Raw genomic sequence first — 23702 nt, 5'->3', positions numbered from 1 at the left:
ACTTAGTCAGCTTTCCAGAAATCTTCTTTTTCTGCGCCGCATTTAGGACAAACCCACCCTTCCGGGAGTTTTTCCCAGGGAGTACCAGGCTCAACCCCATTCTCATAATCCCCTTCTTCAGGATCGTATATATAGCCACAAGGGCATTCCCATTTCTGCATAATAACACCTCTTTTAGAATATAAATTTTTTCATCCCATTCTGCTTTTTACTGCAAACAAAGTATCAGTCAAAGGCCTGTTCTGTCTTCCACACTTTCCAGACCTTACCAACAAGATCAATTCCCGGTTTGAGCGTTGCCTTACCTGGTCGCCATCCAGAAGGTGTAGCTTCTCCGCCCTTGGTTTCCCGTACCAGTTGAAATGCCTGTACCTGACGGAAGGTCTCATTGACATTTCGGCCAACTGGTGGAGTGAGAACCTCATAGCCCTGAACCACACCATCGGGATCAATGATAAAACGGCCACGGGCCTCAACTCCCGCATCCTCGTCATAAACACCATAGACGGTCCCAACTTTACCGCCCGCATCTGAAAGCATTGGAAAGGGGACTCCGCCGTCCACCATCTTACTCAGCTCATCTTCATCCCACATCTTGTGGGTGAACATGGAGTCAATAGACATGGAGAGGACTTCAACACCTAATTTCTGAAGTTCAGGATATTTTTCAGCGACCGCTGAAATTTCAGTAGCTCAGACAAAAGTAAAATCACCCGGATAAAAACAGAGTAAAACCCATTTTCCCAGATAATCTGAAAGCTTGGTGTTAATAAATTCTCCCTTATGGAATCCCGGAGCTGTGAAGTCCGGGGCTTTTTTACCAACTTTAATCATGGAAATCTCCTTTTTTGCTGGTTGTTTTTCATCTGTTACTTTGCTGTCCGGCTCTTCACCAACCGGTCCTCCGGTAGGTCTGGCACATCCCACAGCTGCTTCTTCAGGCATGTTTAGCTCCTTTTGGGGTTGGCAGTTTGGATGATGGTGAAATCATCCACCTCTTGTTGATATCTTTGTAGTATATATGTATATGGTAATTAATTTCCAGCATTTTTGATTAGAAACAAATAAGATACTGTAATATTAACTAATTATTTCTCGCTGGTCTCGAATTGCAAGGTTTTCTCCACCATATCTATAATGGGTACGGGTGGCACTTCCTTAATTCCGTAAATGACATCCAGGTGCATATCATCGGGAACATGACTAAGAAGTTTTTCAGCCACTTTCTGGTTTGCCTGACGAAAACGAAGTTTTACATTCAAGGTGATCGGAGTACTGCTGTTACTGCTCAGCCCATAATGCACCTCGCGGTACCCCTTCGGGGGTATTGTATCGTGCTTGGAAAAACTGACTATTTCCCAGGGATCAAGAGCAAAATGCATATTTTCCCCCATTCCGTCTGAATTAAACAGTCTGGTTCCTTCTGGAAGTTTTCCTTTTTCATCAATATGCCCACTGCTCATCACGACCTTTCCTGAGGCATCAGTGGCTGTCACCTCAAGCCACATCTGACGAATATTTGTCAGAGAGGTTGGAAGGTTATGCCCGGCACGTCTGTTATTCACTCGAATCTTCACTTCAGCCAGCCTGCCGTCCCGATAAATGGGATCGATATCCAACTCAGCTGCAGCCTGTAACCGACCTACTGCCATCTCATATTTTTGGCGGGCGCTGACAGCCAACTCCTCATCTCCAGCCTTTTTTGCCGCCATTTCAGTCAGTGCATACATCAGAAAATTAGCGCCGTTAAAATAATGATGATATTCACCTCGAACAGGTTTCTGGAAGGTGTCTGCAGAACGTTTGAACGTTTCCAGATCAACCATATGGCAGTCCTGACAATTAATATCTTTTGCTGCGTAGGTACTGTTTTTCCACTCCGTATACGTCATTTCCAGAGGGGTATGTTTTTCGTAATGGGTGACCTGATGGCAGGAGGCACAGAGCTCCGTCTTCAGATGGAGGGGGGACTCAACGCACTCATGAAACCCTTCGCCACAATCTTCACTGGCAGGAAAGGGACCGAATTTCGTAAGAATGACTTCGCCATCCACTTCTTTTCCGGGAGACAGGATCATCGACCCGTTTTCCGGTTGATGGGTCGGAGTCTGCCAGTGGGTATGTCCCTTTATGGAATGGCAGACATCACAGGAAACCCCAGCCATGGCAAGAGGACTCAGATCTTTCAAACCCGCCCCTTTTACTTCTCCATTAACTACAGCTGCTGCGGTATGGCAGCCTTCACACTGTTTTGCAACATCATGACCCACTGCTTCAATAGCAAGTTTCAACTCTCCCTGATAAATAGGATCCTGAAAAGCAATGGAGTGCATGGAGCCACGCCATTCCTCGTATTGCTGAGGATGACACTCGGCGCAGGTTTCGGGTTCAGTAAATTCCGCCGCTGACTTCTCCCATTGGATCAGTGATGGTGCATAGGGATACTGCTCCATGTCCACACCATTTCCTGTTGCCATTGCCAATGATGCAACAGCGATAAGGCCTGCACTCATTCCAATAGTTATTCCCGAATACTTTCCTTTCATTCATTCTCTCCTTCATGGGTAGATTTTTTTTAGTTTGCCAGCGTGGTGATTACCGACAGTACATTACAGTGTATCATTTTGATTCGATTTCTCTATTTGGAAATGCGCTGTTAAACCCAAACGAAAAAGACATTTACACATAATAAAAGCCCTAACAGAAAAGTCAATAAAAGAAGAAACGTTCTCATAAAATAATATTTACCACTAAGACACCAGCGATTACTTAACGTAAAGATGGAGGCTTTTTTTGACTAAGGTGACCAGAAAGGATAGCAAAATGGTAGGAGAGTACAGTAAATTCTGTGGATCAGGAATCCTGGAGACAAAGGCTGGTTGGTACAGCAAGGACAACTCTTAATTCAAGGGAGTTGGCTTTCCTCAATGCCATACTTCCTTCCTAATTCGTAAATCCTTCCCGATTGAAGTAATTCCTGGAATTTTGTTTCAAAATGTTTTTTCAGATCTTGTTGCTCTCTTGAAAAGGCAAAGAAGGCGGGACTGGCAAGCACTGCCTCCATAATGATATAATTATCATCAAGGCAGGCCTGCTCCCACAGGTTCTTCATATCAGCAAGATAATCAAGTACAGCATCTATCCGCCCGATTTTGAGCATCCGCATCATTCCCAGCAGGCTGTTATTTTCACTGTATTCGATGGGGAAATCAAAATGAATATCAAAATTATAACCACTTCTGGCTGCAATCCTTTTATTTTTTAGGGAATTGAGCCCCTGCCATTTCTGGGCCAAGTCTCTACTCATAAGGAGGTCTACGGTATCATTCTCGACGACAGCTTTTGCAATAAAACCATCATCCATATCCCCCCTGTTCACCCCCAGGGTAAGATCGGCCCGGGAGGTTTCAACCATACGGAGTCCACGTCTGAAAGGAACATAACTTATTTTAAGGCTATATTCTGGAGATGGATAGATTTCTCTCAGTATATCAAAATAATAGCCAGTACCATCCCTATTGGAATATCCTTCCCAGATATCCGTGGCAACGTGAATATCCTGTGCGTAACTCAATGGAGAAAAGACTCCCAGGACGACCAGAATGATAATGGAGCGAAAGAAAAATATATCAATCCACGTTATCAGATATCTAATAAACTTACTCAAAGACTGGAACCGCTTTTCTCTGTTCGTTTATAGCCACCATGGTCACCGTGGCCTCCGTCACTTTAATCTCCTCATCGGACCATCTTGGACGGGCAAAGACAATAATATGAATTTTAAGGGAACTCCTGCCAATTGTTATAGTCTCACACCAGAGACTGACTACATCCCCTACCTGTACAGGATGATGGAACTGAATGGAATCCATGCACACGGTAACATAGCGATGGTGAGCCTGCCGCTGTGCCTCAACGGCCGCAGCCTCATCAATCATGGAAAGAATCACCCCACCAAAGATATCACCATCGGGATTCGTATATTTAGGTAACATGACGAGACGGATAGCAGGTTCTTTTGAAGGTGCTTTCATGGTAACCTCAATTATGCCTCTTCAGAATTAAGGATTAATATCCCGTGATAAAATTTAAGAATTCATCATGAACTGTCGCGTATCATTCCAGAAAATACAGGTGATAACAACACTTTTTTCCAATGGCAGGTAATTCCCAACACAAACAACCATCTTCAATTTGACTGTTTCATCCTGTTCCCGTACAATACCTGAAAATCAACTTCCACCTAAGAGGATCTTTAAATGATGGAAATCACCTATCCCGGACTGATGTGGCTCAGTATCGGTGTGACATTTTTTGTATTGGAAATGGCCGTTCCAGGCTTTGTTCTCTTCTTTTTTGGGCTTGCCGCATGGCTCACGGCCCTTGGCTGCTACATCTTCCCATGGAGCGTCAACACTCAGCTTGGAGTATTCCTGGTGCTCTCACTGGTCTGTCTTTTCGGCCTTCGGGGAATAGTTAAAAAGGTCTTCATTGGAGATAAAAAGAACGAAGAAGCAGATTCTATCCTGGCAAGCGGTGGCGAAAAATGCGTGGTTACCGCCACGATCAAACCACCCGCAGAAGGACAGGTCAAATTTGCCGGCACATTCTGGCGTGCCGTATCAGATGAAGCAATAGAGTCAGGTGAGGTCGTTGAAATAGTCGAACAGAAAGAACTGCTTATTACAGTAAAAAAACTTTCTTAAATCCCTTCAATCAAGGAGAATAGAATGGAAACTTTTATAGCCCTTGGCATCCTCATTGCCTTTTTACTCATCATTCTCATTAAAACTGCGGTAATTGTTCCACAGCGTATGGAATTTGTTGTGGAGCGGCTTGGAAAATACAGAGGAACCTTACAGGCAGGATTTCACATTCTGATCCCCTTCTTTGACCGGGTGGCCTATAAACGAAGTCTCAAGGAAGAACCGATCGATATTGAGGCACAAACCTGTATCACTGCCGACAATGTCACATTGGAGGTGGACGGTATTTTGTATATCCAGGTTATTGACTCCAAAAAATCAGCCTATGGAATTGATAATTTCCATTTTGCCGCTGCCCAGCTTGCCCAGACCAGCCTTCGCTCGGCCATAGGTAAAATTGATCTTGATAAAACCTTTGAAGCACGAGAAACCCTGAATGGCCAGGTTGTTTTGGCACTCGACGAAGCAGCAGAAAACTGGGGTGTTAAAGTCCTTCGTTATGAAATCAAAGATATCCAGCCGCCACGTACAGTCCTGGAGGCCATGGAAAAGCAGATGAAGGCGGAACGGGAAAAGCGGGCTGATATCGCACGGTCTGAAGGTGATAAACAGTCTACCATCAACCGGGCCGAAGGTGATAAAGCAGAAGCCATTGCCAGGTCAGAAGGCGAGAAACTGAAACGGATTAATGAAGCAGAGGGAAGGGCCAGGGAAATCACCATGGTTGCAGAGGCCACTGCCGAAGGAATCCGAAGAGTAGCCGAAGCACTAAGCATGCCGGGTGGAAGCGAAGCGGCAAATCTGGAAGTTGCAAAAAGCTACATTAACGAGTTCGGAAAACTAGCCAAAGAAAACAACACCATGATTCTTCCCGCCAATCTTACAGACGTGGCTTCCATGGTAACTGCTGCCATGTCCACCATCAAGCAGGCCAACAAACCTCTTCAACCAAAACCACAACCGCCCGTCAAAAGACCTGTCCGGCCTCGGGAAACACTGCAACCATAAACACTCTCTCCGTCCATTGCATGTCTGAGCAGTCGCCTCAGACATGAAATGGGAAGAACAGAGGCGTAAGAAAAACCGTAATCACACCAACAAGCATAGTAAGTGGAATACCGATTTTTACAAAGTCACCAAAACTGTATTTTCCAGGCCCATACACCATAAGATTTGTCTGGTAACTCACAGGAGAGATAAAGCTGCAGGATGCTCCCACCATAACCACTATCACAAATGGCATAAAACTCACATCCAGGGCCGAGGCAATGGACATGGAAATGGGGAACATGAACACCGCCGACGCCACATTAGTGACCATGGCATCCATAAGTACACAGCCGAGAAAGACCACGGCAAGTGCCATATAGGCATTGTCGCCGCCAAGCAGTCCCAGGAAATCACCTATTACTGAAGATAATCCCGATGCAGTTACTGCAGACTCGAGTCCCATGGCCGAAGCAATCACCATAAGAGTTGAGAAATCAACGGAACGTCCGGCGTCTTCCAGATTCATGCACCCGCTAAGCAGCATCCCTCCTGCTGCAAGCAGTGCAGCATTCAACATACTCATAAGGCCAAAGGCAACGGAAAACACCATGGTTCCCGTTATCACAGATGCCAGCAGGGCCTTATCCGTTCGCTGAATACGGGCGCCACGAAGTTTTTTAGTCATCGCAAAATCGGTTTCGTTGCGGTTACGATAGAAAAACCTGTCTTTCACTTCGAGCAGGGCAACATCACCTGCCTGAATGACCGTTTCTTCCAGTGGATAATGCATGGCTGCCTCACCACGGGCAAAGGCCACCAGCCATACTTCAAAATTTCTGTCTGCAGCTTCCACCTCTCCGATCTGATGCCCTATCATGGGATTCCGTCGGGACACAACCACTTCCACCAGATGATGCCGATGACGATCAGCCTTCTGTTCTTTGGTCGAATAGAGCGGTTTAAGCCCAATCGTCGCCCACAAACCTTTTGCGCCACTGACATCGGCAGAAAAGCTCAGCATATCTCCTGCGACTAAAGTAATATCAGGATTCAACTCCAGTTTGTTTCTGTTTCGCGAAATAGACATGATATAAAAGCCGTCACTGGCCATAAGTCCCGCATCATCAAGGGTTTTTCCAATGAGCGGACTCTTGTCTTCAATGGCAAGTTCCACCCGGAACCATCTGCGTCGCACTTCCCCCTTCACGTCAAGCCCTTCAGCAGTTGCAGGAAGAAGAGATGTCCCAACCGTCATAAGGAAGACAAGCCCTACAATCGTAACAGGTACCCCAATCAAGGAGAGATCAAACATTCCAACGGGAACCATATGCGGCAGATCAGCACCCCCACGCTTAAGGGTCTCATTGACAAGACCTGCAATCACAAGATTTGTAGCGGTTCCAATCAGGGTACAGGTTCCGCCCAGAATGGAGGCATAGCTTACCGGAATAAGCAGTTTCTTCGCATCCAACCCGCAGCTCCTGGAAAGATCCCTGATAACAGGGATCATCATGGCAACTAGTGGAGTGTTGTTCAAGAATGCCGAACCAAAGGCAATATTTGGCAATATTTTGAGCTGGGCCTTTAAAATGGACCGTGGACGCCCGATAAGTTTTTCACTGAGGATTGAGACAGCACCGGTTGAATACATTCCGGCGGCAATCATAAACAGAGCTCCAATGGTCAGGACTCCTGGATTACTAAAGCCCTTCAGAGAATCATCCAAGGGGGCAAGTTTAAAGGTGATGGTCAGGGTCAGGGCTCCGATAAATACGGCTGCCGGGGGAAGTTTACTGAAAATAAGAAGACCAAATGTTACTAGCAGAATACAGACAACGATAACTAGAGGAGACATAAGTAAACTATTTTTTTCCTTTTTTATCTCTGTTTTTGTCGCGGATATACAGTTGAATAGGAACCTTATCCAAGCCAAGTCCATCGCGAAATCTGTTTGTCAGATATCGTTCATAAGAAAAATGAACCCCTTTGGAACTGTTACTCATGATGACAAACTTTGGAGGCCTGCTTCCAACCTGGGAGGTATAATAAAACTTCAGGCGTTTATTCTTATAAATTGGTGGCGAATGATCCTCAACTGCATCCTGTAACAGTCGGTTGAGAGCAGATGTCGGAAATACAGAGGTAAATTGCCGATACACGGAACCTATTGTGGGAAAAAGTCGTTTAATTCCATAGCCTGTAAGGGCTGAAGCTGTGAGGAGAGGTGCAAATCCGACAAAGGGGACAGCGAGAGCAATTTCTCCCATAATCTGTTTCTGACGCTCTTTGTCATCCTTCACCAGATCCCACTTATTCACAAGCAGAATTAGTCCCCTGCCCTGCTCCTGAGTATAACCAATCACCTTGGTATCCTGCTCGGTGATTCCTTCCTCGGCATCAATGAGAACAACAGCAATATCGCATTTCTCAAGGGCTGCCAGAGCCTTGAGGATGGAAAATTTTTCCAGTTTTTCTTTAGTCTTACCCTTCCTTCTGATACCAGCAGTATCGATCAGGAGATAGTTATATTTCCCATGTGTCAGCAGAGTATCCACGGAATCCCGTGTCGTACCGGAAACTTCGGAGACCACCATTCGGTCGTGTCCCAGAATCCGGTTTATCATGGAAGATTTTCCAACGTTGGGTCGTCCAAAAAATGCAACTTTTACCGTCCCATCGGGAAGATCAATCTCATCATCACTTTCAAGAAGGCTCTCATCGAGTGCATCCATTAAGGTATGGAAACCATATTTATGCTCGGCAGACACCGCCCATAATTCATTTACTCCCAACTCATAAAACTGAGCCATCTGCTCGGTTTCCTGCTCAGGACCGTCAATTTTATTGATCACGTAGAAAATGGTTTTATCTGTTCGCCGTAAAAGGTTTGCCACTTCCTTGTCAGCAGGTGTTACGCCTTCACGACCATCAAGCACAAAGAGTATGATATCCGCTTCCTCAATGGCAGCAAGAGCCTGGTTTCGGATATGTCCGCCCATGGTATCACCGCTTGCATCCTCTATACCGCCTGTATCAACGAGCATGAAAAGCTTGTCGTTCCATACGACCTTTTCGTAATGGCGGTCACGTGTAACACCGGGAGTAGGGTCAACAAGCGCCTTTCTTGAGCGTGTTATACGGTTAAACAGGGTCGATTTTCCAACATTGGGGCGACCAACGAGGGCAACAATTGAATGTGTTTGAATAGGCATAATGGGGATTATTTGAGATCTGCGATAAATTTATTGGATGATTCAATGGCCACATTCATAGACTGAATCAACTCTCCAATCTGTCCTTCAAGATTGGTGAATTCAGACTGCAGGGAACCAATGGCCTGGGCATTCAGGTTGTGTTTCAAAAAGAGTACATTATCGTGAAATATTTTCAGAACCGGTTCCATGGTCTGTTCTGCTGCCTTCATGGTAGCAAGCATTTCATTGTAACGTGTTTTGGTATTTTCTAACTGCTCTTCACTGGAGCGTCGCAGTTCTTTACTTTCATACTGTTTCAGCTCACTCTTCCACTCTTTAAACAATGCATTGGCAACAGATTCAATTTTACCAATCCGGATGGAGACATCATCGGCAGCTTTTTTGCTCTTCTCGTACTCTTTATTAAGTTTATCATAGGCCTTCTTCAGATCCGTCTCTTCGAGTTTTACGACTGAATCAAACTGTTGCAGAGCCGATTGAAATTGCTTCTGAGCCTGCTGTTGAGAGTCGCGGCCATCCTCCACGCGATCGACCAGGATATCACGTTTATGTACGCCAACTTTCTCCATAGCACCATAGTAGGTGCTGGAACAGGCTGTCAGAGCAAAAAGCATATAAACACAGGAACAGAAAAACAGAACATCTTTACATAACAATTTCATTTGATAACCCTCTTCAGGAGTATTGTTGATGAATGGTATTGTACGTCAGAGAAACCTACACTGAAGGCTAGTCGCTGGCCACAAATAAACGCAAGTAAAAAATCAGCAATGGGATGACTTTATTCCCATATTCCAGCAATTGAGGAGTTACAGGAGGGACATTTCCCCTGAATAAGGTTATTTTTTTGAATGAAAAATCCATGGCGCAGGATCACTTCAAAACCGCAGGATGGGCAGGAACTATTCTCACCACCCTTTCCGGGCCTGTTCCCTGCGTACACATACTGCAGCCCCTGAGCTATTCCAATTTCACGTGCATGCTCAAGACTTTCTAAACTGGTTGGAGGTCGATCGGTTAATTTGTAGGTAGGGAAAAACCCGGTGACATGCCAGGGGATCGATTTATCAATTGAGACCAGAAAATCAGCAATCTGTCGTAACTCTTCGTCGCTGTCATTCAAGCCTGGAATTAACAGAGTCGTAACCTCCACCCAAACCCCGGCATCATGCATTCTTCGAATACTATCCAGTACCGGCTGCAACCGTGCTCCACAGACAGTTTTATAAAATTCATTCCGATAGGATTTCAGGTCAATATTGATAGCATCCAGCACTGGGGTCAGCAGTTCAGTTGCAGGTTTACTCATATAGCCATTGGAAACAAAACAATTTTTAAGCCCCTCTCTTTTTGCAAGACTCATACAGTCATAAGCATATTCGAAAAAGATCGTCGGTTCCACATAGGTATAACTGATAGAGTTACATCCTGCTGCAAGGGCACTCTCCACAACAGCTTCCGGACTTTTCGCGACCCCTGGCACAGCATCACTGCTGAAAGAACCTGGTTGTGAAATAGAGGCATTCTGGCAATGGCGACAGGAAAAATTACAGCCCACAGTCGCAATAGATAAGCTTCTGCTTCCGGGAAGAACATGAAAAAGTGGTTTTTTCTCAATGGGATCTATATGTTCGGCAATTACTTTCCCATACACCAGACTGTAGAGCACACCACCTTTGTTTTCACGAACCCCACAAAGGCCCCGACGATGGTTGGCAATGGAGCAGTTATGACTGCAAAGCAAGCAGGTAACCCGATCGTTTGATTCCTTCTGATAGAGAAGCGCTTCTTTCATCATCCCCCCTAAAAAAAACGAATAAAAAACACAGCAACCTTTCTGCAAGCCAATGTAACTTTAGATTCTTTTGAAAATTCAGAAAAGGAAACAGAGCGATAAAAAGCAGATTGACCGGGATCAGGAAGGACAAGCTTTCTGGGAGTAACACGGGAACAGACTCCCTCAAGGTGCCATTTTTTCATGGAATGCCTCCATCAACAAATAGAGATTCAAGAAAAAAAATACCTTTTTACAACCACTGTTTTAGTTTATCATAAAGAGACACTGGAGTCAACGATCAACCACAACATATTGGCACAACCACCTACGGCAGCACCACATGCTGTGGACATATCCAATAATCTCGACATCTTCTGACTTCACAAAAAATACGTAGGGAGCGACCGAATCCAAAATGATAGAATTCATACAACAGTTCAATCCAGTTACCCAGGCCTTCTTTGCAACGCTCTTCACCTGGGGTGTTACTGCCGCAGGGGCGGCACTTGTTTTTTTCACAAGGGCAGTGGATAAAAAGCTGATGGACTCCATGCTGGGTTTTGCTGCAGGAGTAATGATTGCAGCCAGTTTCTGGTCTCTACTGGCACCTGGTATAGAGATGGCAGACCAACTGGGCCAAACGCCCTGGCTCACCGCAGTTATCGGCTTTATGGGAGGTGGGATTTTCATGCGAACAATCGATGCATTCCTGCCACATCTCCATCCGAGTCTCAGCATTGAAAAAAGTGAGGGAATAAAAACATCGTGGCAGCGCAGTACTCTCCTGGTTCTCGCCATAACCCTTCACAACATCCCCGAAGGGCTTGCTGTTGGTGTCGCTTTCGGCGCCGTGGCAGCAGGGCTTCCCGCTGCATCGATCGGAGGAGCAATTGCCCTGGCTATTGGCATCGGAATTCAGAATTTCCCCGAAGGTTCCGCTGTATCGATGCCGCTGAGAAGAGAAGGCATGTCCAAGTGGAAAAGTTTCCTCCTCGGTCAGTCTTCAGGCATAGTAGAACCTATTGCCGGGGTGGCGGGTGCACTTTTTGTCCTGAAAATGCAGAACATCCTCCCCTATGCTCTTTGTTTTGCTGCCGGGGCAATGATCTTTGTTGTGGTGGAGGAACTTATTCCAGAATCTCAGAGAAGCTACGAAAACATTGATATGGTTACAATGGCAACGATGCTTGGTTTTTCAGTGATGATGATACTTGATGTATCACTGGGCTAAACCGGCACTCCCCCCTTTAAGGGGGAGGAAGTTACCTCTCTCTGCACCCAGCTGTAAGTATTGTGACCGCTGTCACTTCTTTTTTCTTTACAGAACACCTCTGGTATCAGCCACTACAAATGGTGTCGACCGAATCCCAATACTTTCTTTTTTGACCCAGAGTCGCATAAAGGGAATGACATTACCGGCGGTGTCCACCATGTTGGTCAAATCCTCCACAAACGATATATCACGAGTTAAAAACTCGAAATAAGAAACATTACTGCTGTAGGGATCTATTACCAGGATAACTTTATCTTTATCATAGGGATGTTTCTGTGGAGTGCCGCTGAAGGAGACATGGGTTCGGCGTAAATCCTTCTCATTTTCAGGTTTCTGATAGACCTGGATGGCAAACTCTTTAACTGCTTCAGGAAAATTTTGTAAAATCATACACTCTCCTTGATCAAAGGTATTCTATAACACAGTAGTTACATACTGCTACCAGATGCCCTCTCTTCCTTTACCCCTAATCAGGGGAAAGTGATCAGAGGACTACTGGTCATGGTTATCCGCTTTCTGGTTCCAGGACCGGTTTTCAGCAGTTGCACAGTCGCCTGTTCCGTATAAAGATCCGCTGCTGACAGACAATCCACTGGGAGAATAACATCAAGCCCTCGGAATCCGGCAGCCGTTGCCGTGTGCATAACAGCGCCATGGGCGGCCGTTCCTGTGATTATAACTTTAGCTATGTTCTTCTCCTGAAGAATCTTTTCCAGGTCAGTTTTCCAGAATTTATCCACAGACGACTGGACTATTGCTTCTCCATTTCGAGGTGTAACTGATGGCAATATAGTCTCGGGAGTTCCCTTGGGAGTCAGGCTATAGATTACTGCCACTCCGGCTTTTCGAGCACGAGCCATAAGGTCAGCAATACGGGGAACGGTTTCCAGACACCTGGGTCGTCGCTCCATATTGCAGGTCAATTCTTCAATATCAAGAATAAGCAGAGCCGTATCACCCGGGCTTATAGTCACGGAAGACAATTCAGGATTTTCCGGAGCCTGAACACTCTTCCATACTGCATCAATAGGGGCACTTTGGACAAGGATTGGGGAGAGAAACAGGGTAACCAGAATAAAGGAAATTGTTCGTAACATATTATCCTCCTGATACGTTTTTGATAAAGAAACACTTATGCTTACTAATATCATCAAAGATTCATCTTCGTCAAGTAACCAGCAAAAAACGACTCTGTCGGGTTTCCACGAAAAGGCTTATGCTTCCCCCTGATTATTATCCTATTTTTATTTTATCAGAGTTCTACAGCAACTAGTCAGATCACCTATTTTAACCTACACCGCAAAACAGTGCTTTACTGTTGCGATATTGGATCTTATGATAATATACATTCTTGTATGGAATGCGATACACGTCATATTTAGTAAAATGGAGAGTTACCAATGACAAAGAAAATTTATCTAACAGCTATAACAGGGGTGTTTTTTTTGAGTCTAACCTCTAGTGTAAACGCTACTACTATTAATTATTTCAGCCAAGATAGTGATGCAGATAAGACGTCAGTTTATACATACTTTGATAATTTCTTAATAGAAACATTTAATCAGGCACCCATCAATACAGCACCGTCAGGTTCTTTAGATCAGTCCTGGACCTGGACTGGAAGTGCAAATGTTGTAAACGGCTCTGCCAGTGGTCAATATGCTGCTCCATTTGGAACTACTTCCAGAGACCAATCAAACTACCTTTCGGTGCCTAACCCCAGCAGTTCAGGAAGTATCACAGCACAACTTGGTGCGACCTATGACTACTTTGGTCTTTGGTGGGGGTCGGTGGATACATATAATACTATTTCATTTTTCAATGGTTCCACATTGACACAATCGTTTACTGGTTCAGATATCAAAAACGGGAATGATGAATATGGTAACCAAACGGCACCTTCCACCAATGTCTATGTGAACTTTTTAGACCTGGAACGATTTGATAGTTTTGTGCTGACTAGTACCAGTTTGGCTTTTGAGATAGACAATATTGCAGTAGGCAATGCCCCCGTCCCCGAACCTGCAACTATGCTTCTCTTCGGTACCGGACTGGTTGGTCTTTCAAGCTTGAGATTTCGTAAAAAGAAAAAGTAGTCACCTTTAGCTTTTCCACTTTCAAGGGCAGTCTCATTTCGATGATTCTGCCTTTTTTTATGGCTCACTCCAGCAACCCACTGACGCTAGAACTCGTAACAACAGTTCTAATAAGGAAGAATGGGGGATAATAAAAGTAAGAAAACAAAAAAAGACAGAACCAACTGAATGGCTCTGCCCTTTGAATTACACGATAGGGTGAAAAGTAATTTATTTTCTCTTTTTCCTGCTTCTGACATAAATCAGCCCGGAGAGTCCAGCCCCAAAAAGTAATAAAGTTGTTGGTTCTGGAACCGGGTCGGTCACAGATAAATCCCAGCCAATAACATCAAATGCTCGGAGATCAAGTGGTGTCAGGAAATCATAATATTCTCCGTATGCCGTAGTCGGATCCATACGCCCCAAACCAAGGTCATCTTCCCAATGGCTAGCCTGATAACCGTCTCCATTATATCTGCCGGTAGAAAACGGTGCCAGATTTGTGGTTCCTCCATCGAAGGAAAAATACGAGTCTCCCCACCCTCCTTCAACAGACTCATAGGTCCAGTCTAAATACCCAAACAGAGAACCTGATTCGTATTCGTTTATATAATCGGAATATCGAAACAGATCCAGAACAGAGAAATATCCCTCATCTTCTAATGTATTGCTGCTACCTTCGCCACTCCATCCCCAGTCCCATGAGCCATTACCAGGCCCATCCAATCCGTAATAATCCATAATATCAACACCACTCACAAAACCGAGGGCGTGACCGATTTCATGCACCATCACTCCTGCAAAGTCCAATTTATCACTATCTATGCCATCACTGCGATCGTAATCAAAAGAAAAGTTACTGCTCATCAAGACGGAAGCATCAGCCTGTCCATCATCATTTAAGAGGCTGAGGGCCTTCAAGTTTGCCCTGTTCACCCAAAGTTCAGAATTCACTTCAACGGTGCTGGAAGAATTAAGTATCCAGGCATGATTGTCATCATACAAATCATTAACGACAACATTCAGGTGATCAGTTGTTTGAAGATTACTTGTAGCAAGAATATCATCCGTTGAACGAACATCGCCTGCAAGGGCATTACGGATATCTCCGTAATATGTATCAACCTTATAGGATTGCGCGCTGCCTATAATTCCTGTACCTAACGCCTGCATATCAATATCAACACGGACGGTGACATTATCAACAAAAATTGATTCCCAATAGGATGCGGCTTCATTAAAAGCACTCATCTGAATTGCATTAATGCCCCCACCAGACAGATCATTATATAAAATTTCCAGCGCATGGACACGATTGCTAAAACCCAATAGAAAGCAACAGGTTACTAAAATAACAATTTTCCTCATGTCATCCCCCAAGGTCTCAACAAAGCAGACTCAAATGTTTCTGTTGGATTCTTCTTAAACATCCTCTCGAATCATGTGCAAAACTATTGTGTGTTATTATAGCAAAAAAACAGCCCCTCGTCTACAGAAGCACATCTTATTTAGCTAAAATATCGTTTTAATTTGACATGGCAGCAATATGAACAGAGATGCTATACAAGGAATGATGAACAGAACTAATTGTTACTATTTCGAAAAAAAACACCAGAGAGGCAGCTAGGTCAACTTATCGATCTTCCGCCACCCATCATCAAGATAGAGATAATGAGGATCAAAACGACGCTTATAATTCATGGCTGCCACCTCTTCGATATAATAGCCAAGATAAAGATAGGAAATATCCAGCTTAAGACAGGTTTCGATCATGCTGAGAATGTTGAAGGTTCCAAGGCTGCGTGAAGCCTCGTCGGGATCAAAGTAAAAATATACCGCATTCATCCAGTTCTGCCCGACATCCACAATTCCGGTACCAACCAGTCGTCCCCGCAGGCGAAAGCGGAATTCCATACCCGGAATGATCCGATTAAGAAAGAAGCCCTTATAATAGGATTTTCCGTCATTGTATTTGTGGGGATAGCGACTACGAAGGAATTTTTCACAGAGCCTGATATTTTCCTCACTTGCGGTAATTGGCGCAAATTCAACCTCAATATCCTGATTTTTCTTGAGCACCCGACGCTGATTCCGATTCAGTTTCATTTCCTGGGGATGCAGACGAATAGGAACGCAGGCCGAGCAGTCGGGACAATGCATGGTGTAGAGACAGTTCCCGTTTCTCCGGTAGCCGGAAGCAAGAAACAGCTCCATCGCCCGGTCTGAAAGCGGAGAAAACAGAGCCTGGTAAAACCGGGCATCATGCGGAAGATGATAGGGGCATTCAACCGCCATTTCGGCAAAGAAATGATCAATCCGGGATTCCATAAGCTCAAAATCCCGGGCACACTGTTCATCGTACAAAGACATTTTCATAAAAAATCAGACTCAAGACTAAAAACTGAAAAACTCCATTTCAGCCTTTTCACCTCCCATCCTTATATTTCACTTACACCAGTCCCTGGTCCAGCATGGCATTCACAACTTTTACAAAGCCTGCGATATTTGCCCCTGCAACATAATTTCCCTGGACACCATAACTCTCCCCTGCGTCCACACAGGTTTTGTGTATGGAATGCATAATCTGTTTCAAACGATCATCAACCTCTCCTCTGGGCCAGGAGAGACGCATGGAATTCTGGGCCATTTCAAGACCTGACACCGCCACACCTCCTGCATTGGCAGCCTTCCCCGGAGCATAGAGGAGACGATGTTCAACAAAGAGATCAGCAGCAGCAGGAACCGACGGCATATTGGCACCTTCACTGATCAGCTGAACCCCATTATTCACAAGGTTTTTCCCGTCCACCTCATTGATTTCATTCTGGGTGGCACAGGGAAAGGCACAGTCAGCCGTATGATTCCAGAGTGGATTATGATCCAGTAAGGGGTCAAGAGGTGTATAAACGGCATTCCGATACGTCTCAGCATATTCGCCGATACGGCCCCGTCTGATGTTTTTCAAGTGCTGGACAAAGGCAAGTTTCTCACGGTCAATGCCCTCTTCATCATAAATATACCCGGATGAATCAGAAAGAGTCAGTACCTTCCCGCCCAGATCAAGTACTTTTTCCGTAAGAAACTGCGCCACATTTCCAGACCCGGAAACAAGGCAGGTTTTCCCCTCGAGAGTTTCCCCACGGGTAGCAAGCATCTCGGCCGCAAAATAAACTGTTCCATAGCCCGTGGCCTCGGGACGAATCAAACTTCCACCCCAATTCAGACTCTTTCCGGTGAGGACACCGGTGAACTCGTTACGGAGTTTTTTATACATTCCAAAAAGAAAACCGATTTCACGGGCTCCCACCCCTATATCTCCTGCGGGTATATCGGTATTCGGCCCGATATGGCGAAACAGTTCAGCCATAAAGGCCTGGCAAAAGCGCATCACCTCAGCATCGGACTTCCCCTTTGGATTAAAATCGGAGCCGCCTTTTCCACCACCCATGGCAAGAGTGGTTAACGAATTCTTAAAGACCTGCTCAAATGCGAGAAATTTTATAATCCCGATATTCACAGAAGGATGAAAACGCAGACCTCCTTTGTAGGGGCCGATGGCAGAGTTCATCTCCACCCGGAATCCGCGGTTCACATGAACCTGTCCATCGTCATCCATCCAGGGAACGCGAAACATAATAACCCTCTCCGGCTCCGTCACACGTGCCAGAACCGCCTGTTGCCGGTACTCGGGGTTACGCTCAAGCACTGGCTGTACTGAGGCCATAACTTCTTCAACTGCCTGATGAAATTCACGTTGTTCTGGATCTTTGCTTTTGATTAAGCTGATAATGTCATTCATATATTCCTCCATAACACTAGATAAATTATTCGGTAAACATTAAATTCTGAGAAGTCTTATAATCACATTCAGTTTATTACTTTCTTCGTACCTCTTCACAGGTTTTCGCTGTCCCCCCCTCTCCATCCTTCTGGTAAATGACAGCCAGTTCCTCTTTTCCGTTACACTTCATCACAAAGGAAACGGAAAAACGAATATGACGTAGATATCGGGTATCCTGAAATTCTTTCTGCCCCATAAGCCAATCCCAATTGAGACAACTATCCACATCTTTCCCACTGCATATTCCGGAAGATCCATCCTTCGTCTCCTTAACCGTCAGATAGGGAATACCAAGTGATGTTATATTCTGAAAAAAATGAGACCCCTGGGAAGGATCAGCATGAAGCTGTTCATTCTGCAGCTCGACTATTGCTCCAACCCCTGAGATATCACGCCACTGCACAGGAATACCAAGCCATGGATCGGCAGAACCCCAACGCCCGGGCCCAATCAGTAGATAGGGACGTTTCTCAGCCTGGAGCCGTGCGTTCAATGCATTAATCTCTCCTGCAATATTCCTGGTGGCTCCGGCATCAAAGCTCTCTGGCCTGACAAGAATGATATCTGCCATGGTCTCCAGTCGGCCATGCCCAAGACAGGATCTGGAGAAACAGAATGCCCTTTTGATTTCCTGGGAACAAATCGCGACATCACTATTTTCGCCACCCGTCACCATGGGCCGCATTTGTAGAAAAAAGAATTCACTTCTATTGATCTTTGGATCCAGACGTACAGCAAACTCGATTTCCACCTCACAGCCCATTCCGCGCCGGCCAAGATCAAGTAACTCCAGAAGAATTTCAGGCAATGGATAGAGCTGATGTTTAAGAATCCTGGCAAAGGTAACGACCTTGACTCCAGGCATAGCAGTATCCCGGATTCTGTTTTCATCAGGAATATAGGTTGAGGAAAGAATCTGTACCGGATCTTCATTTTCTGCATCCTGAACCAGTCGTTTAACCAGGTTTGACCCCTTACGATCCAGTTGGGTGGAATGACTCATATCGAGTGCATAGAAATGGCGTTGAGAGTTTGTGAGGATATCATCCACTGTGGAAAACTGAACAAGCCGTTTTGGGTGTGCCGGAGAAAAACGCAGCGAACGCTCTCCCTCAACGACGGTCTTACCGATACCAAGAGCAATATGGGAAATACCCTCCTCCGCCTTCATTTTCATCACCGGATAGTAGTTATGTGATTGGGCAACACCTGAGATATGCGGGTAGTAAAAACCTCCATGATCCTGGCCCACTACCTGCTGGACAATCACAGCCATGGAATCCTCACGGCCCTGCTCGGACACCTTGGAATAGGCCCTTGGACTCTCAAACCAGGTTGAGGCATATACAAGCTTGACTGCCTCTTCGAGCTGCTGGCAGCGAAGACTGAAAGACGGGTGATTATTGGGCAGAAAATACGTGGAATAGAGGCCTGCGTAGGGTTTAAAGTGAGCATCTTCAAGAAGGCTTGAAGAACGGACCGAAAGAGGGAAGGTGATTTTTTGCAGAAAGGCACGCAGATCCTCCTGCAGCCAACCGGGAAGTTGCGCTGCAAGAAAGGTTTCGGCAATCTCTTCATCACTTGCATTTTTATCCAGCCGTAACTGATTTTCACTGATAAAATCATCAAAACCATCTGCGGTAATAACACAGGTCTTGGGAAGGCTGACATTATTCTGTGACAAAATAGGATGAGATCCCCGTGACTGCTGTAATTGCATCCACATAAAAGCAAGCCCCCGCGCCTTTCCCCCAAGAGAGCCGTTTCCTATTTTCACAAAATCCATAACATCAGGATCAAAGTACTCACGAGAAAACTTCACCACGACTCCAAGCTGTCGGAGCTTACGGAGAGAATGTACCTTAAAGACCAGATCGTCACGCAGATCAGCGCAGTTTTTAATTCCACTCACATGATCACGATGGAGGCGTGCTGCAAGGGCAACTTCAGCCCGTGCCATAACCCAATTGGAAAAATGGTTGCACTCGGCATGATAGCGCAACGATTCAGATGGCAGAATACGGAGCTGTTGCTCAAATTCATACAGATTTGAAGCACGGGCAATTGGTGCGCCATCGGGATGTCGAAAAACAAAATCACCAAAGCCAAGATAATCGAGAAAAAACGAATGAATTTCATCTCTAATGAAAGGTGAATCCTTGTCAAGAAACACAGCTGGGATCTCCTTGGCACGTGCTCTGTTTTCAGGTTCCGAAGAGAGCATCAGCATGGGCAGATCTGGAACCTCACCACGCATCTTTTCAAGAAGACGAATACCCGCTTCGGCATCCATCTTCCCCTGTCTCGGATAGCGAACATCGGATATTATGCCAAACAAATATGGTTTGTAAGCCTCACACAGAACCATGGCCTCTTCATAATTAATGGCAGTAAGTATTTTAGGCCTTGCCCGCATGCGCAGCAATCGATGGGGTTCGTTGAGACTTTCATCGAGCACCGCCTGGGTCTGACGGACTACTTCATGATAGAGGATAGGAAGAACAGTCGATCTGTATACCGGCGAATCCTCAACCATAATGATCACCCTCACCATGGCCCGGGCTGTATCGGCATCGACATTGACATGATCTTCAAAATTCTTGATCAAGGAGAGGAGCAGATCTGCCTCACAGCACCAGAGATAGATATCATCAATGGATTGGCAATCAACATTCTCAGGTATGGGATATATACCCCGAAGGCTGTGAGATATAAGAACAACCTGCTGAACAGGATGGATCTTTTTTATTGCAGCACCGAGGGCAAAGGCGTCCATGCCCCCGACGTTTGGCATGGTTATAACCAGATCAAAGGATTGGCGCCGTAGGATTTCAAGAGCTTCTTTGCCCGAAGACACCAGCGTGATGCGGGGAGCACCACTCAGATTCAAGCCCTGGTACTCATTTACAATACGAGTCGCAAGGGAACCATCCTCTTCCATAATAAATGCGTCATAGGGACTGGAAACCAGAAGAATTTCCTGTACCTTGAAGGGCATCAGTTCATGAAATATCTTAAAATGAGGATCAAAATCAGAGATTACTTTTCCAGACTCAAAACGCATACCGACCGCCCCACTTGCCTATAGATAACGAAACCAGACTCAGATACGGTCAGTGTAGCACATGGGATATATTATGAAAGGGAAATGGAAAAGTGCAGGTGGTGAAAGCAAAAAAGCACGATTTCTCTCAAAAAGAGAAATCGTGCAAACCATCACAGAAAAAACCAGGATTAAATAGCGTTGGTTAGAAAATTTATCGCCTCATTATCCACAAGGCCATATTCCACGGAGAGGAGGACTCCAGTCTTCTTATCAGCAAACCACCAGCGTCGGCAGGGCTTACCATCGATAAAGAGATCCACCCGGTTTGTAATGGCGATAAGCTTATTTTGCTTGGCCAGCTTTGCAATGACTTTTCCCTGGTTCTTAAAATCTTTTGCAGAATGTACACATAATGTCGCCACTTTCTTTGCCATACAATCCTCCCTGTCCGGACATGAAGTTTAATAGCTTTGCCGGGTCTCTTCCAGAGTGTATACTTCCCTCGCCCGACCGATACAAAATGTAATCCACTGCCGTAAAAAGTGATATTGACTTTCCACATTATACCGCAGCACCACTCTATTTAAAAACAAATTTAAAATAAATCGTTAATAAGTGAGTTTTCCATGACCAGCAGCCAACATTACACACGTATTTCCGCAGCTCTTCAAATCTCAACGCCTCAGGTCACGGCCACCGCCGAACTTCTTGCTGGAGGGGCAACGGTTCCTTTTATATCCAGATACCGTAAGGAAACGACTGGATTACTCGATGAAATCCAGGTCGCAGCCATAAGAGATCTTGTGGCAAAGTTTGCTGAACTTGACAGGCGCCGTCAGGCAATTTTAGAATCTCTCAGCGAAAGAAATCTTCTCAGCGAAAAGCTGAAGGATAGCCTGGAAAAAGCCGATAATGTAATAAGTCTTGAAGATATCTACCTGCCTTTCAAACAGAAGAGAAAGACCCGGGCGCTCATGGCAAAAGAGCGGGGCCTGGAGCCCCTGGCCAGAGCAATTTTTACTGGCGTTGAAAGTAATGTGGATATTTCTTCCTTTATCACCCCCGACATGGAAATATCCTCGCAGGAGGATGCATACACAGGGGCAAGAGATATCATTGCCGAGTGGATGAGTGAAGATTTAACGACACGTTCGCATCTGCGCAAACTTTTCCGGGAAAAAGCAATTCTCAGTTCTACTGTGGTAAAGAAAAACCGGGAATCCGGCGCTAAATTCCGTGATTACTTTGAATGGCAGGAGGAGGCCCGCAAGGCACCAGGCCATCGCATTCTCGCGATGTTTCGTGGTGAAAGTGAGAAGATACTACGCGTATCCCTCAAACCCTCTGAAGAACTTGCACTCGCTCTCCTTCGCAGCCGATATTCAAAGCAGGGCAAACTCTCACAGCAGATGACACTTGCCATGGAAGAAAGCTATAAGCGACTGCTCGGTCCAAGCCTTGAAAAGGAACTGCACAGGGAACTCAAGGAAAAAGCCGATCAGGAAGCGATACAGGTATTTGGTGGCAACCTTCGCGAACTCCTTTTGGCCCCGGCTCTTGGGCAAAAAAGGGTCATGGCACTCGATCCGGGATTTCGAACCGGGGCCAAACTGGTCTGTCTCGATGAGCAGGGAAAATTGCTCCATTTTTCAGCTATATACCCAACCCATGGGGGGAAAAAGGAGCAGGAGGCCGGGGAAATAATACGGACCCAATGCCAGAAACAGGGAATCCAGGCCATTGCCATCGGGAATGGTACAGCCGGCAGAGAGACGGAACAATTTGTCCACTCTCTTCACTTGAAAGACGATATCCTGATCACGCTGGTCAATGAAAGTGGCGCCTCTATTTATTCGGCATCGGACGTGGCCCGCAGGGAATTTCCTGATCATGACATTACTGTTCGGGGGGCCGTTTCCATAGGCAGACGCCTTCAGGATCCTTTGGCAGAGCTTGTCAAACTCGATCCTAAATCAATAGGAGTAGGGCAATATCAGCACGATGTAAATCAAACCGAACTGAAAAATGGTCTGGAAGATGTGGTGGTAAGCTGTGTCAACAGTGTTGGAGTTGAGGTCAACAGTGCCTCCCGTGAACTGCTTACCTATGTTTCAGGCCTGGGCCCGGTACTTGCCGATAATATCATCGCCTATCGCAATGAACACGGCCCATTCCTCGACAGGAAAGACCTCAAGCATGTGCCCAGACTGGGGGCTAAGGCCTACGAACAGTGTGCAGGTTTTTTACGTATTCACGGTGCCAAAAATCCACTTGATGACTCAGCCGTTCATCCAGAGCAGTACAAAACCGTTGCAAAGATTGCCTCTGACCTCAGTTGTAACATCGCTGACCTGATGAGTAGCAAGAAGCGAAGAGATTCGATCAACCTCAAACGTTACATTTCAGATACTCTTGGATTAGCAACCCTTCATGATATACTCGAGGAACTGGCCAAACCCGGGCGCGATCCACGCGAAGATTTCGTCAGCTTCGCCTTTGCAAAAAACGTCAATACAATTGATGACCTGATTGCCGAAATGAAACTGCCGGGCATAGTGACCAACGTAACCCGTTTTGGTGCCTTCGTGGACATTGGAGTACATCAGGACGGACTCATTCATATCAGTCAGCTGGCAGACAGATTTGTCCGTGACCCCGCTGAAGTGGTTAAAGCCGGACAGCAACTGACGGTACGGGTACTGGAGGTTGATAAAGAGCGGCGACGCATCGCTCTTTCCCTCCGGGAGCTGTAAAAAAAAGCCTCCTATCTATTTAATTA

22 protein-coding genes are annotated in these 23702 nt (G+C 45.7%); 5 read left to right on the top strand and 17 right to left on the bottom strand.

What is annotated here, in order from left to right:
- Positions 1–2: 2 nt before the first annotated feature.
- The 5 genes from UWK_RS10915 to UWK_RS10890 form a co-directional block, all read right to left on the bottom strand.
- Complete coding sequence (locus UWK_RS10915; RefSeq protein WP_015404425.1) at positions 3–161, bottom strand: rubredoxin; 159 nt, start codon at positions 159–161, stop codon at positions 3–5.
- Between the two features lie 64 nt (positions 162–225).
- Positions 226–945: a thioredoxin-dependent peroxiredoxin gene (gene prxU / locus UWK_RS19835; RefSeq protein ID WP_228130011.1), complete on the bottom strand. Its 720-nt coding sequence runs from the start codon at positions 943–945 to the stop codon at positions 226–228.
- A gap of 143 nt (positions 946–1088) precedes the next feature.
- Positions 1089–2546, bottom strand: a complete 1458-nt coding sequence (locus UWK_RS10900) for a cytochrome c family protein (RefSeq protein WP_015404422.1) — start codon at positions 2544–2546, stop codon at positions 1089–1091.
- A 359-nt stretch (positions 2547–2905) separates the two neighbouring features.
- Entirely contained in the window at positions 2906–3574 is a 669-nt protein-coding gene (locus UWK_RS10895) for a substrate-binding periplasmic protein (protein ID WP_167320741.1), read from the bottom strand.
- A gap of 85 nt (positions 3575–3659) precedes the next feature.
- Positions 3660–4034, bottom strand: coding sequence for an acyl-CoA thioesterase (locus UWK_RS10890; RefSeq protein WP_015404420.1), 375 nt, complete (start codon positions 4032–4034; stop codon positions 3660–3662).
- A gap of 225 nt (positions 4035–4259) precedes the next feature.
- On the opposite strand from UWK_RS10890, the gene UWK_RS10885 reads away from it, so the two are divergent.
- Positions 4260–4706 carry an NfeD family protein gene (locus UWK_RS10885; RefSeq protein ID WP_015404419.1) on the top strand — a complete coding sequence of 149 codons (447 nt, stop codon included), beginning with the start codon at positions 4260–4262 and terminating at the stop codon, positions 4704–4706.
- Positions 4707–4730: 24 nt separating this feature from the next.
- Positions 4731–5714 (top strand): SPFH domain-containing protein, encoded by a 984-nt coding sequence (locus UWK_RS10880; RefSeq protein ID WP_015404418.1) that lies wholly within the window; start codon positions 4731–4733, stop codon positions 5712–5714.
- A 37-nt stretch (positions 5715–5751) separates the two neighbouring features.
- On the opposite strand, the gene UWK_RS10875 is transcribed toward UWK_RS10880, so the two are convergent.
- From UWK_RS10875 to UWK_RS19430, 5 genes are all read right to left on the bottom strand, one after another.
- Positions 5752–7551, bottom strand: a complete 1800-nt coding sequence (locus tag UWK_RS10875) for an SLC13 family permease (RefSeq protein WP_015404417.1) — start codon at positions 7549–7551, stop codon at positions 5752–5754.
- A 7-nt stretch (positions 7552–7558) separates the two neighbouring features.
- Positions 7559–8908, bottom strand: coding sequence for a ribosome biogenesis GTPase Der (gene der, locus UWK_RS10870; protein WP_015404416.1), 1350 nt, complete (start codon positions 8906–8908; stop codon positions 7559–7561).
- Positions 8909–8916: 8 nt separating this feature from the next.
- The gene (locus UWK_RS10865; protein WP_015404415.1) at positions 8917–9573 is read right to left on the bottom strand and encodes a DUF2959 domain-containing protein; all 657 of its coding nucleotides are present in this window, start codon (positions 9571–9573) and stop codon (positions 8917–8919) included.
- A gap of 119 nt (positions 9574–9692) precedes the next feature.
- Complete coding sequence (gene amrS / locus UWK_RS10860) at positions 9693–10706, bottom strand: AmmeMemoRadiSam system radical SAM enzyme (protein ID WP_015404414.1); 1014 nt, start codon at positions 10704–10706, stop codon at positions 9693–9695.
- An 8-nt stretch (positions 10707–10714) separates the two neighbouring features.
- Positions 10715–10891, bottom strand: coding sequence for a hypothetical protein (locus tag UWK_RS19430; protein WP_015404413.1), 177 nt, complete (start codon positions 10889–10891; stop codon positions 10715–10717).
- Between the two features lie 212 nt (positions 10892–11103).
- On the opposite strand from UWK_RS19430, the gene UWK_RS10855 reads away from it, so the two are divergent.
- Positions 11104–11919, top strand: coding sequence for a ZIP family metal transporter (locus UWK_RS10855; RefSeq protein ID WP_015404412.1), 816 nt, complete (start codon positions 11104–11106; stop codon positions 11917–11919).
- Between the two features lie 87 nt (positions 11920–12006).
- On the opposite strand, the gene UWK_RS10850 is transcribed toward UWK_RS10855, so the two are convergent.
- Both UWK_RS10850 and UWK_RS10845 read right to left on the bottom strand, forming a co-directional pair.
- The gene (locus tag UWK_RS10850) at positions 12007–12351 is read right to left on the bottom strand and encodes a hypothetical protein (RefSeq protein WP_015404411.1); all 345 of its coding nucleotides are present in this window, start codon (positions 12349–12351) and stop codon (positions 12007–12009) included.
- 80 nt (positions 12352–12431) lie between these two features.
- On the bottom strand, positions 12432–13058 hold the full coding sequence (locus UWK_RS10845) for a cysteine hydrolase (RefSeq protein WP_015404410.1): 627 nt from the start codon (positions 13056–13058) through the stop codon (positions 12432–12434).
- A gap of 303 nt (positions 13059–13361) precedes the next feature.
- Here UWK_RS10845 and UWK_RS18555 point away from each other — a divergent pair, with 303 nt between their 5' ends.
- Positions 13362–14057, top strand: coding sequence for a PEP-CTERM sorting domain-containing protein (locus UWK_RS18555; RefSeq protein ID WP_015404409.1), 696 nt, complete (start codon positions 13362–13364; stop codon positions 14055–14057).
- Between the two features lie 210 nt (positions 14058–14267).
- Here the strand turns inward: UWK_RS18555 and UWK_RS10835 are convergent, their stop codons facing one another.
- The 5 genes from UWK_RS10835 to UWK_RS10815 all read right to left on the bottom strand — a co-directional run bounded on the left by UWK_RS10835 (position 14268) and on the right by UWK_RS10815 (position 21357).
- On the bottom strand, positions 14268–15404 hold the full coding sequence (locus UWK_RS10835) for an NF038122 family metalloprotease (protein ID WP_015404408.1): 1137 nt from the start codon (positions 15402–15404) through the stop codon (positions 14268–14270).
- A 255-nt stretch (positions 15405–15659) separates the two neighbouring features.
- Positions 15660–16412, bottom strand: coding sequence for an arginyltransferase (locus UWK_RS10830; protein WP_015404407.1), 753 nt, complete (start codon positions 16410–16412; stop codon positions 15660–15662).
- 73 nt (positions 16413–16485) lie between these two features.
- Entirely contained in the window at positions 16486–17835 is a 1350-nt protein-coding gene (gdhA, locus tag UWK_RS10825) for an NADP-specific glutamate dehydrogenase (protein WP_015404406.1), read from the bottom strand.
- 76 nt (positions 17836–17911) lie between these two features.
- Positions 17912–20941: a PEP/pyruvate-binding domain-containing protein gene (locus tag UWK_RS10820; protein ID WP_015404405.1), complete on the bottom strand. Its 3030-nt coding sequence runs from the start codon at positions 20939–20941 to the stop codon at positions 17912–17914.
- A gap of 170 nt (positions 20942–21111) precedes the next feature.
- On the bottom strand, positions 21112–21357 hold the full coding sequence (locus tag UWK_RS10815) for a hypothetical protein (RefSeq protein WP_015404404.1): 246 nt from the start codon (positions 21355–21357) through the stop codon (positions 21112–21114).
- Between the two features lie 192 nt (positions 21358–21549).
- On the opposite strand from UWK_RS10815, the gene UWK_RS10810 reads away from it, so the two are divergent.
- Complete coding sequence (locus UWK_RS10810; RefSeq protein ID WP_015404403.1) at positions 21550–23676, top strand: Tex family protein; 2127 nt, start codon at positions 21550–21552, stop codon at positions 23674–23676.
- Positions 23677–23702: the final 26 nt, after the last annotated feature.

Source organism: Desulfocapsa sulfexigens DSM 10523, from assembly GCF_000341395.1.
GTDB lineage: Bacteria > Desulfobacterota > Desulfobulbia > Desulfobulbales > Desulfocapsaceae > Desulfocapsa > Desulfocapsa sulfexigens.
The sequence above is the reverse complement of the archived record's forward strand: the minus strand, read 5'-3'. Positions and strand labels throughout refer to the sequence as shown.

What these genes read in the sequence shown, in the direction of transcription:
- UWK_RS10890 (WP_015404420.1), bottom strand. Translation starts at nt 4,034, where the DNA reads ATGAAAGCACCTTCAAAAGAACCTGCTATCCGTCTCGTCATGTTACCT.
- UWK_RS10855 (WP_015404412.1), top strand. Translation starts at nt 11,104, where the DNA reads ATGATAGAATTCATACAACAGTTCAATCCAGTTACCCAGGCCTTCTTT.
- UWK_RS10915 (WP_015404425.1), bottom strand. Translation starts at nt 161, where the DNA reads ATGCAGAAATGGGAATGCCCTTGTGGCTATATATACGATCCTGAAGAA.
- UWK_RS10820 (WP_015404405.1), bottom strand. Translation starts at nt 20,941, where the DNA reads ATGCGTTTTGAGTCTGGAAAAGTAATCTCTGATTTTGATCCTCATTTT.
- gdhA (WP_015404406.1), bottom strand. Translation starts at nt 17,835, where the DNA reads ATGAATGACATTATCAGCTTAATCAAAAGCAAAGATCCAGAACAACGT.
- UWK_RS10830 (WP_015404407.1), bottom strand. Translation starts at nt 16,412, where the DNA reads ATGAAAATGTCTTTGTACGATGAACAGTGTGCCCGGGATTTTGAGCTT.
- UWK_RS10875 (WP_015404417.1), bottom strand. Translation starts at nt 7,551, where the DNA reads ATGTCTCCTCTAGTTATCGTTGTCTGTATTCTGCTAGTAACATTTGGT.
- UWK_RS10810 (WP_015404403.1), top strand. Translation starts at nt 21,550, where the DNA reads ATGACCAGCAGCCAACATTACACACGTATTTCCGCAGCTCTTCAAATC.
- UWK_RS10885 (WP_015404419.1), top strand. Translation starts at nt 4,260, where the DNA reads ATGATGGAAATCACCTATCCCGGACTGATGTGGCTCAGTATCGGTGTG.
- UWK_RS18555 (WP_015404409.1), top strand. Translation starts at nt 13,362, where the DNA reads ATGACAAAGAAAATTTATCTAACAGCTATAACAGGGGTGTTTTTTTTG.
- UWK_RS10880 (WP_015404418.1), top strand. Translation starts at nt 4,731, where the DNA reads ATGGAAACTTTTATAGCCCTTGGCATCCTCATTGCCTTTTTACTCATC.
- der (WP_015404416.1), bottom strand. Translation starts at nt 8,908, where the DNA reads ATGCCTATTCAAACACATTCAATTGTTGCCCTCGTTGGTCGCCCCAAT.
- UWK_RS10845 (WP_015404410.1), bottom strand. Translation starts at nt 13,058, where the DNA reads ATGTTACGAACAATTTCCTTTATTCTGGTTACCCTGTTTCTCTCCCCA.
- UWK_RS10835 (WP_015404408.1), bottom strand. Translation starts at nt 15,404, where the DNA reads ATGAGGAAAATTGTTATTTTAGTAACCTGTTGCTTTCTATTGGGTTTT.
- UWK_RS10900 (WP_015404422.1), bottom strand. Translation starts at nt 2,546, where the DNA reads ATGAAAGGAAAGTATTCGGGAATAACTATTGGAATGAGTGCAGGCCTT.
- UWK_RS10850 (WP_015404411.1), bottom strand. Translation starts at nt 12,351, where the DNA reads ATGATTTTACAAAATTTTCCTGAAGCAGTTAAAGAGTTTGCCATCCAG.
- UWK_RS10865 (WP_015404415.1), bottom strand. Translation starts at nt 9,573, where the DNA reads ATGAAATTGTTATGTAAAGATGTTCTGTTTTTCTGTTCCTGTGTTTAT.
- amrS (WP_015404414.1), bottom strand. Translation starts at nt 10,706, where the DNA reads ATGAAAGAAGCGCTTCTCTATCAGAAGGAATCAAACGATCGGGTTACC.
- UWK_RS19430 (WP_015404413.1), bottom strand. Translation starts at nt 10,891, where the DNA reads ATGAAAAAATGGCACCTTGAGGGAGTCTGTTCCCGTGTTACTCCCAGA.
- UWK_RS10815 (WP_015404404.1), bottom strand. Translation starts at nt 21,357, where the DNA reads ATGGCAAAGAAAGTGGCGACATTATGTGTACATTCTGCAAAAGATTTT.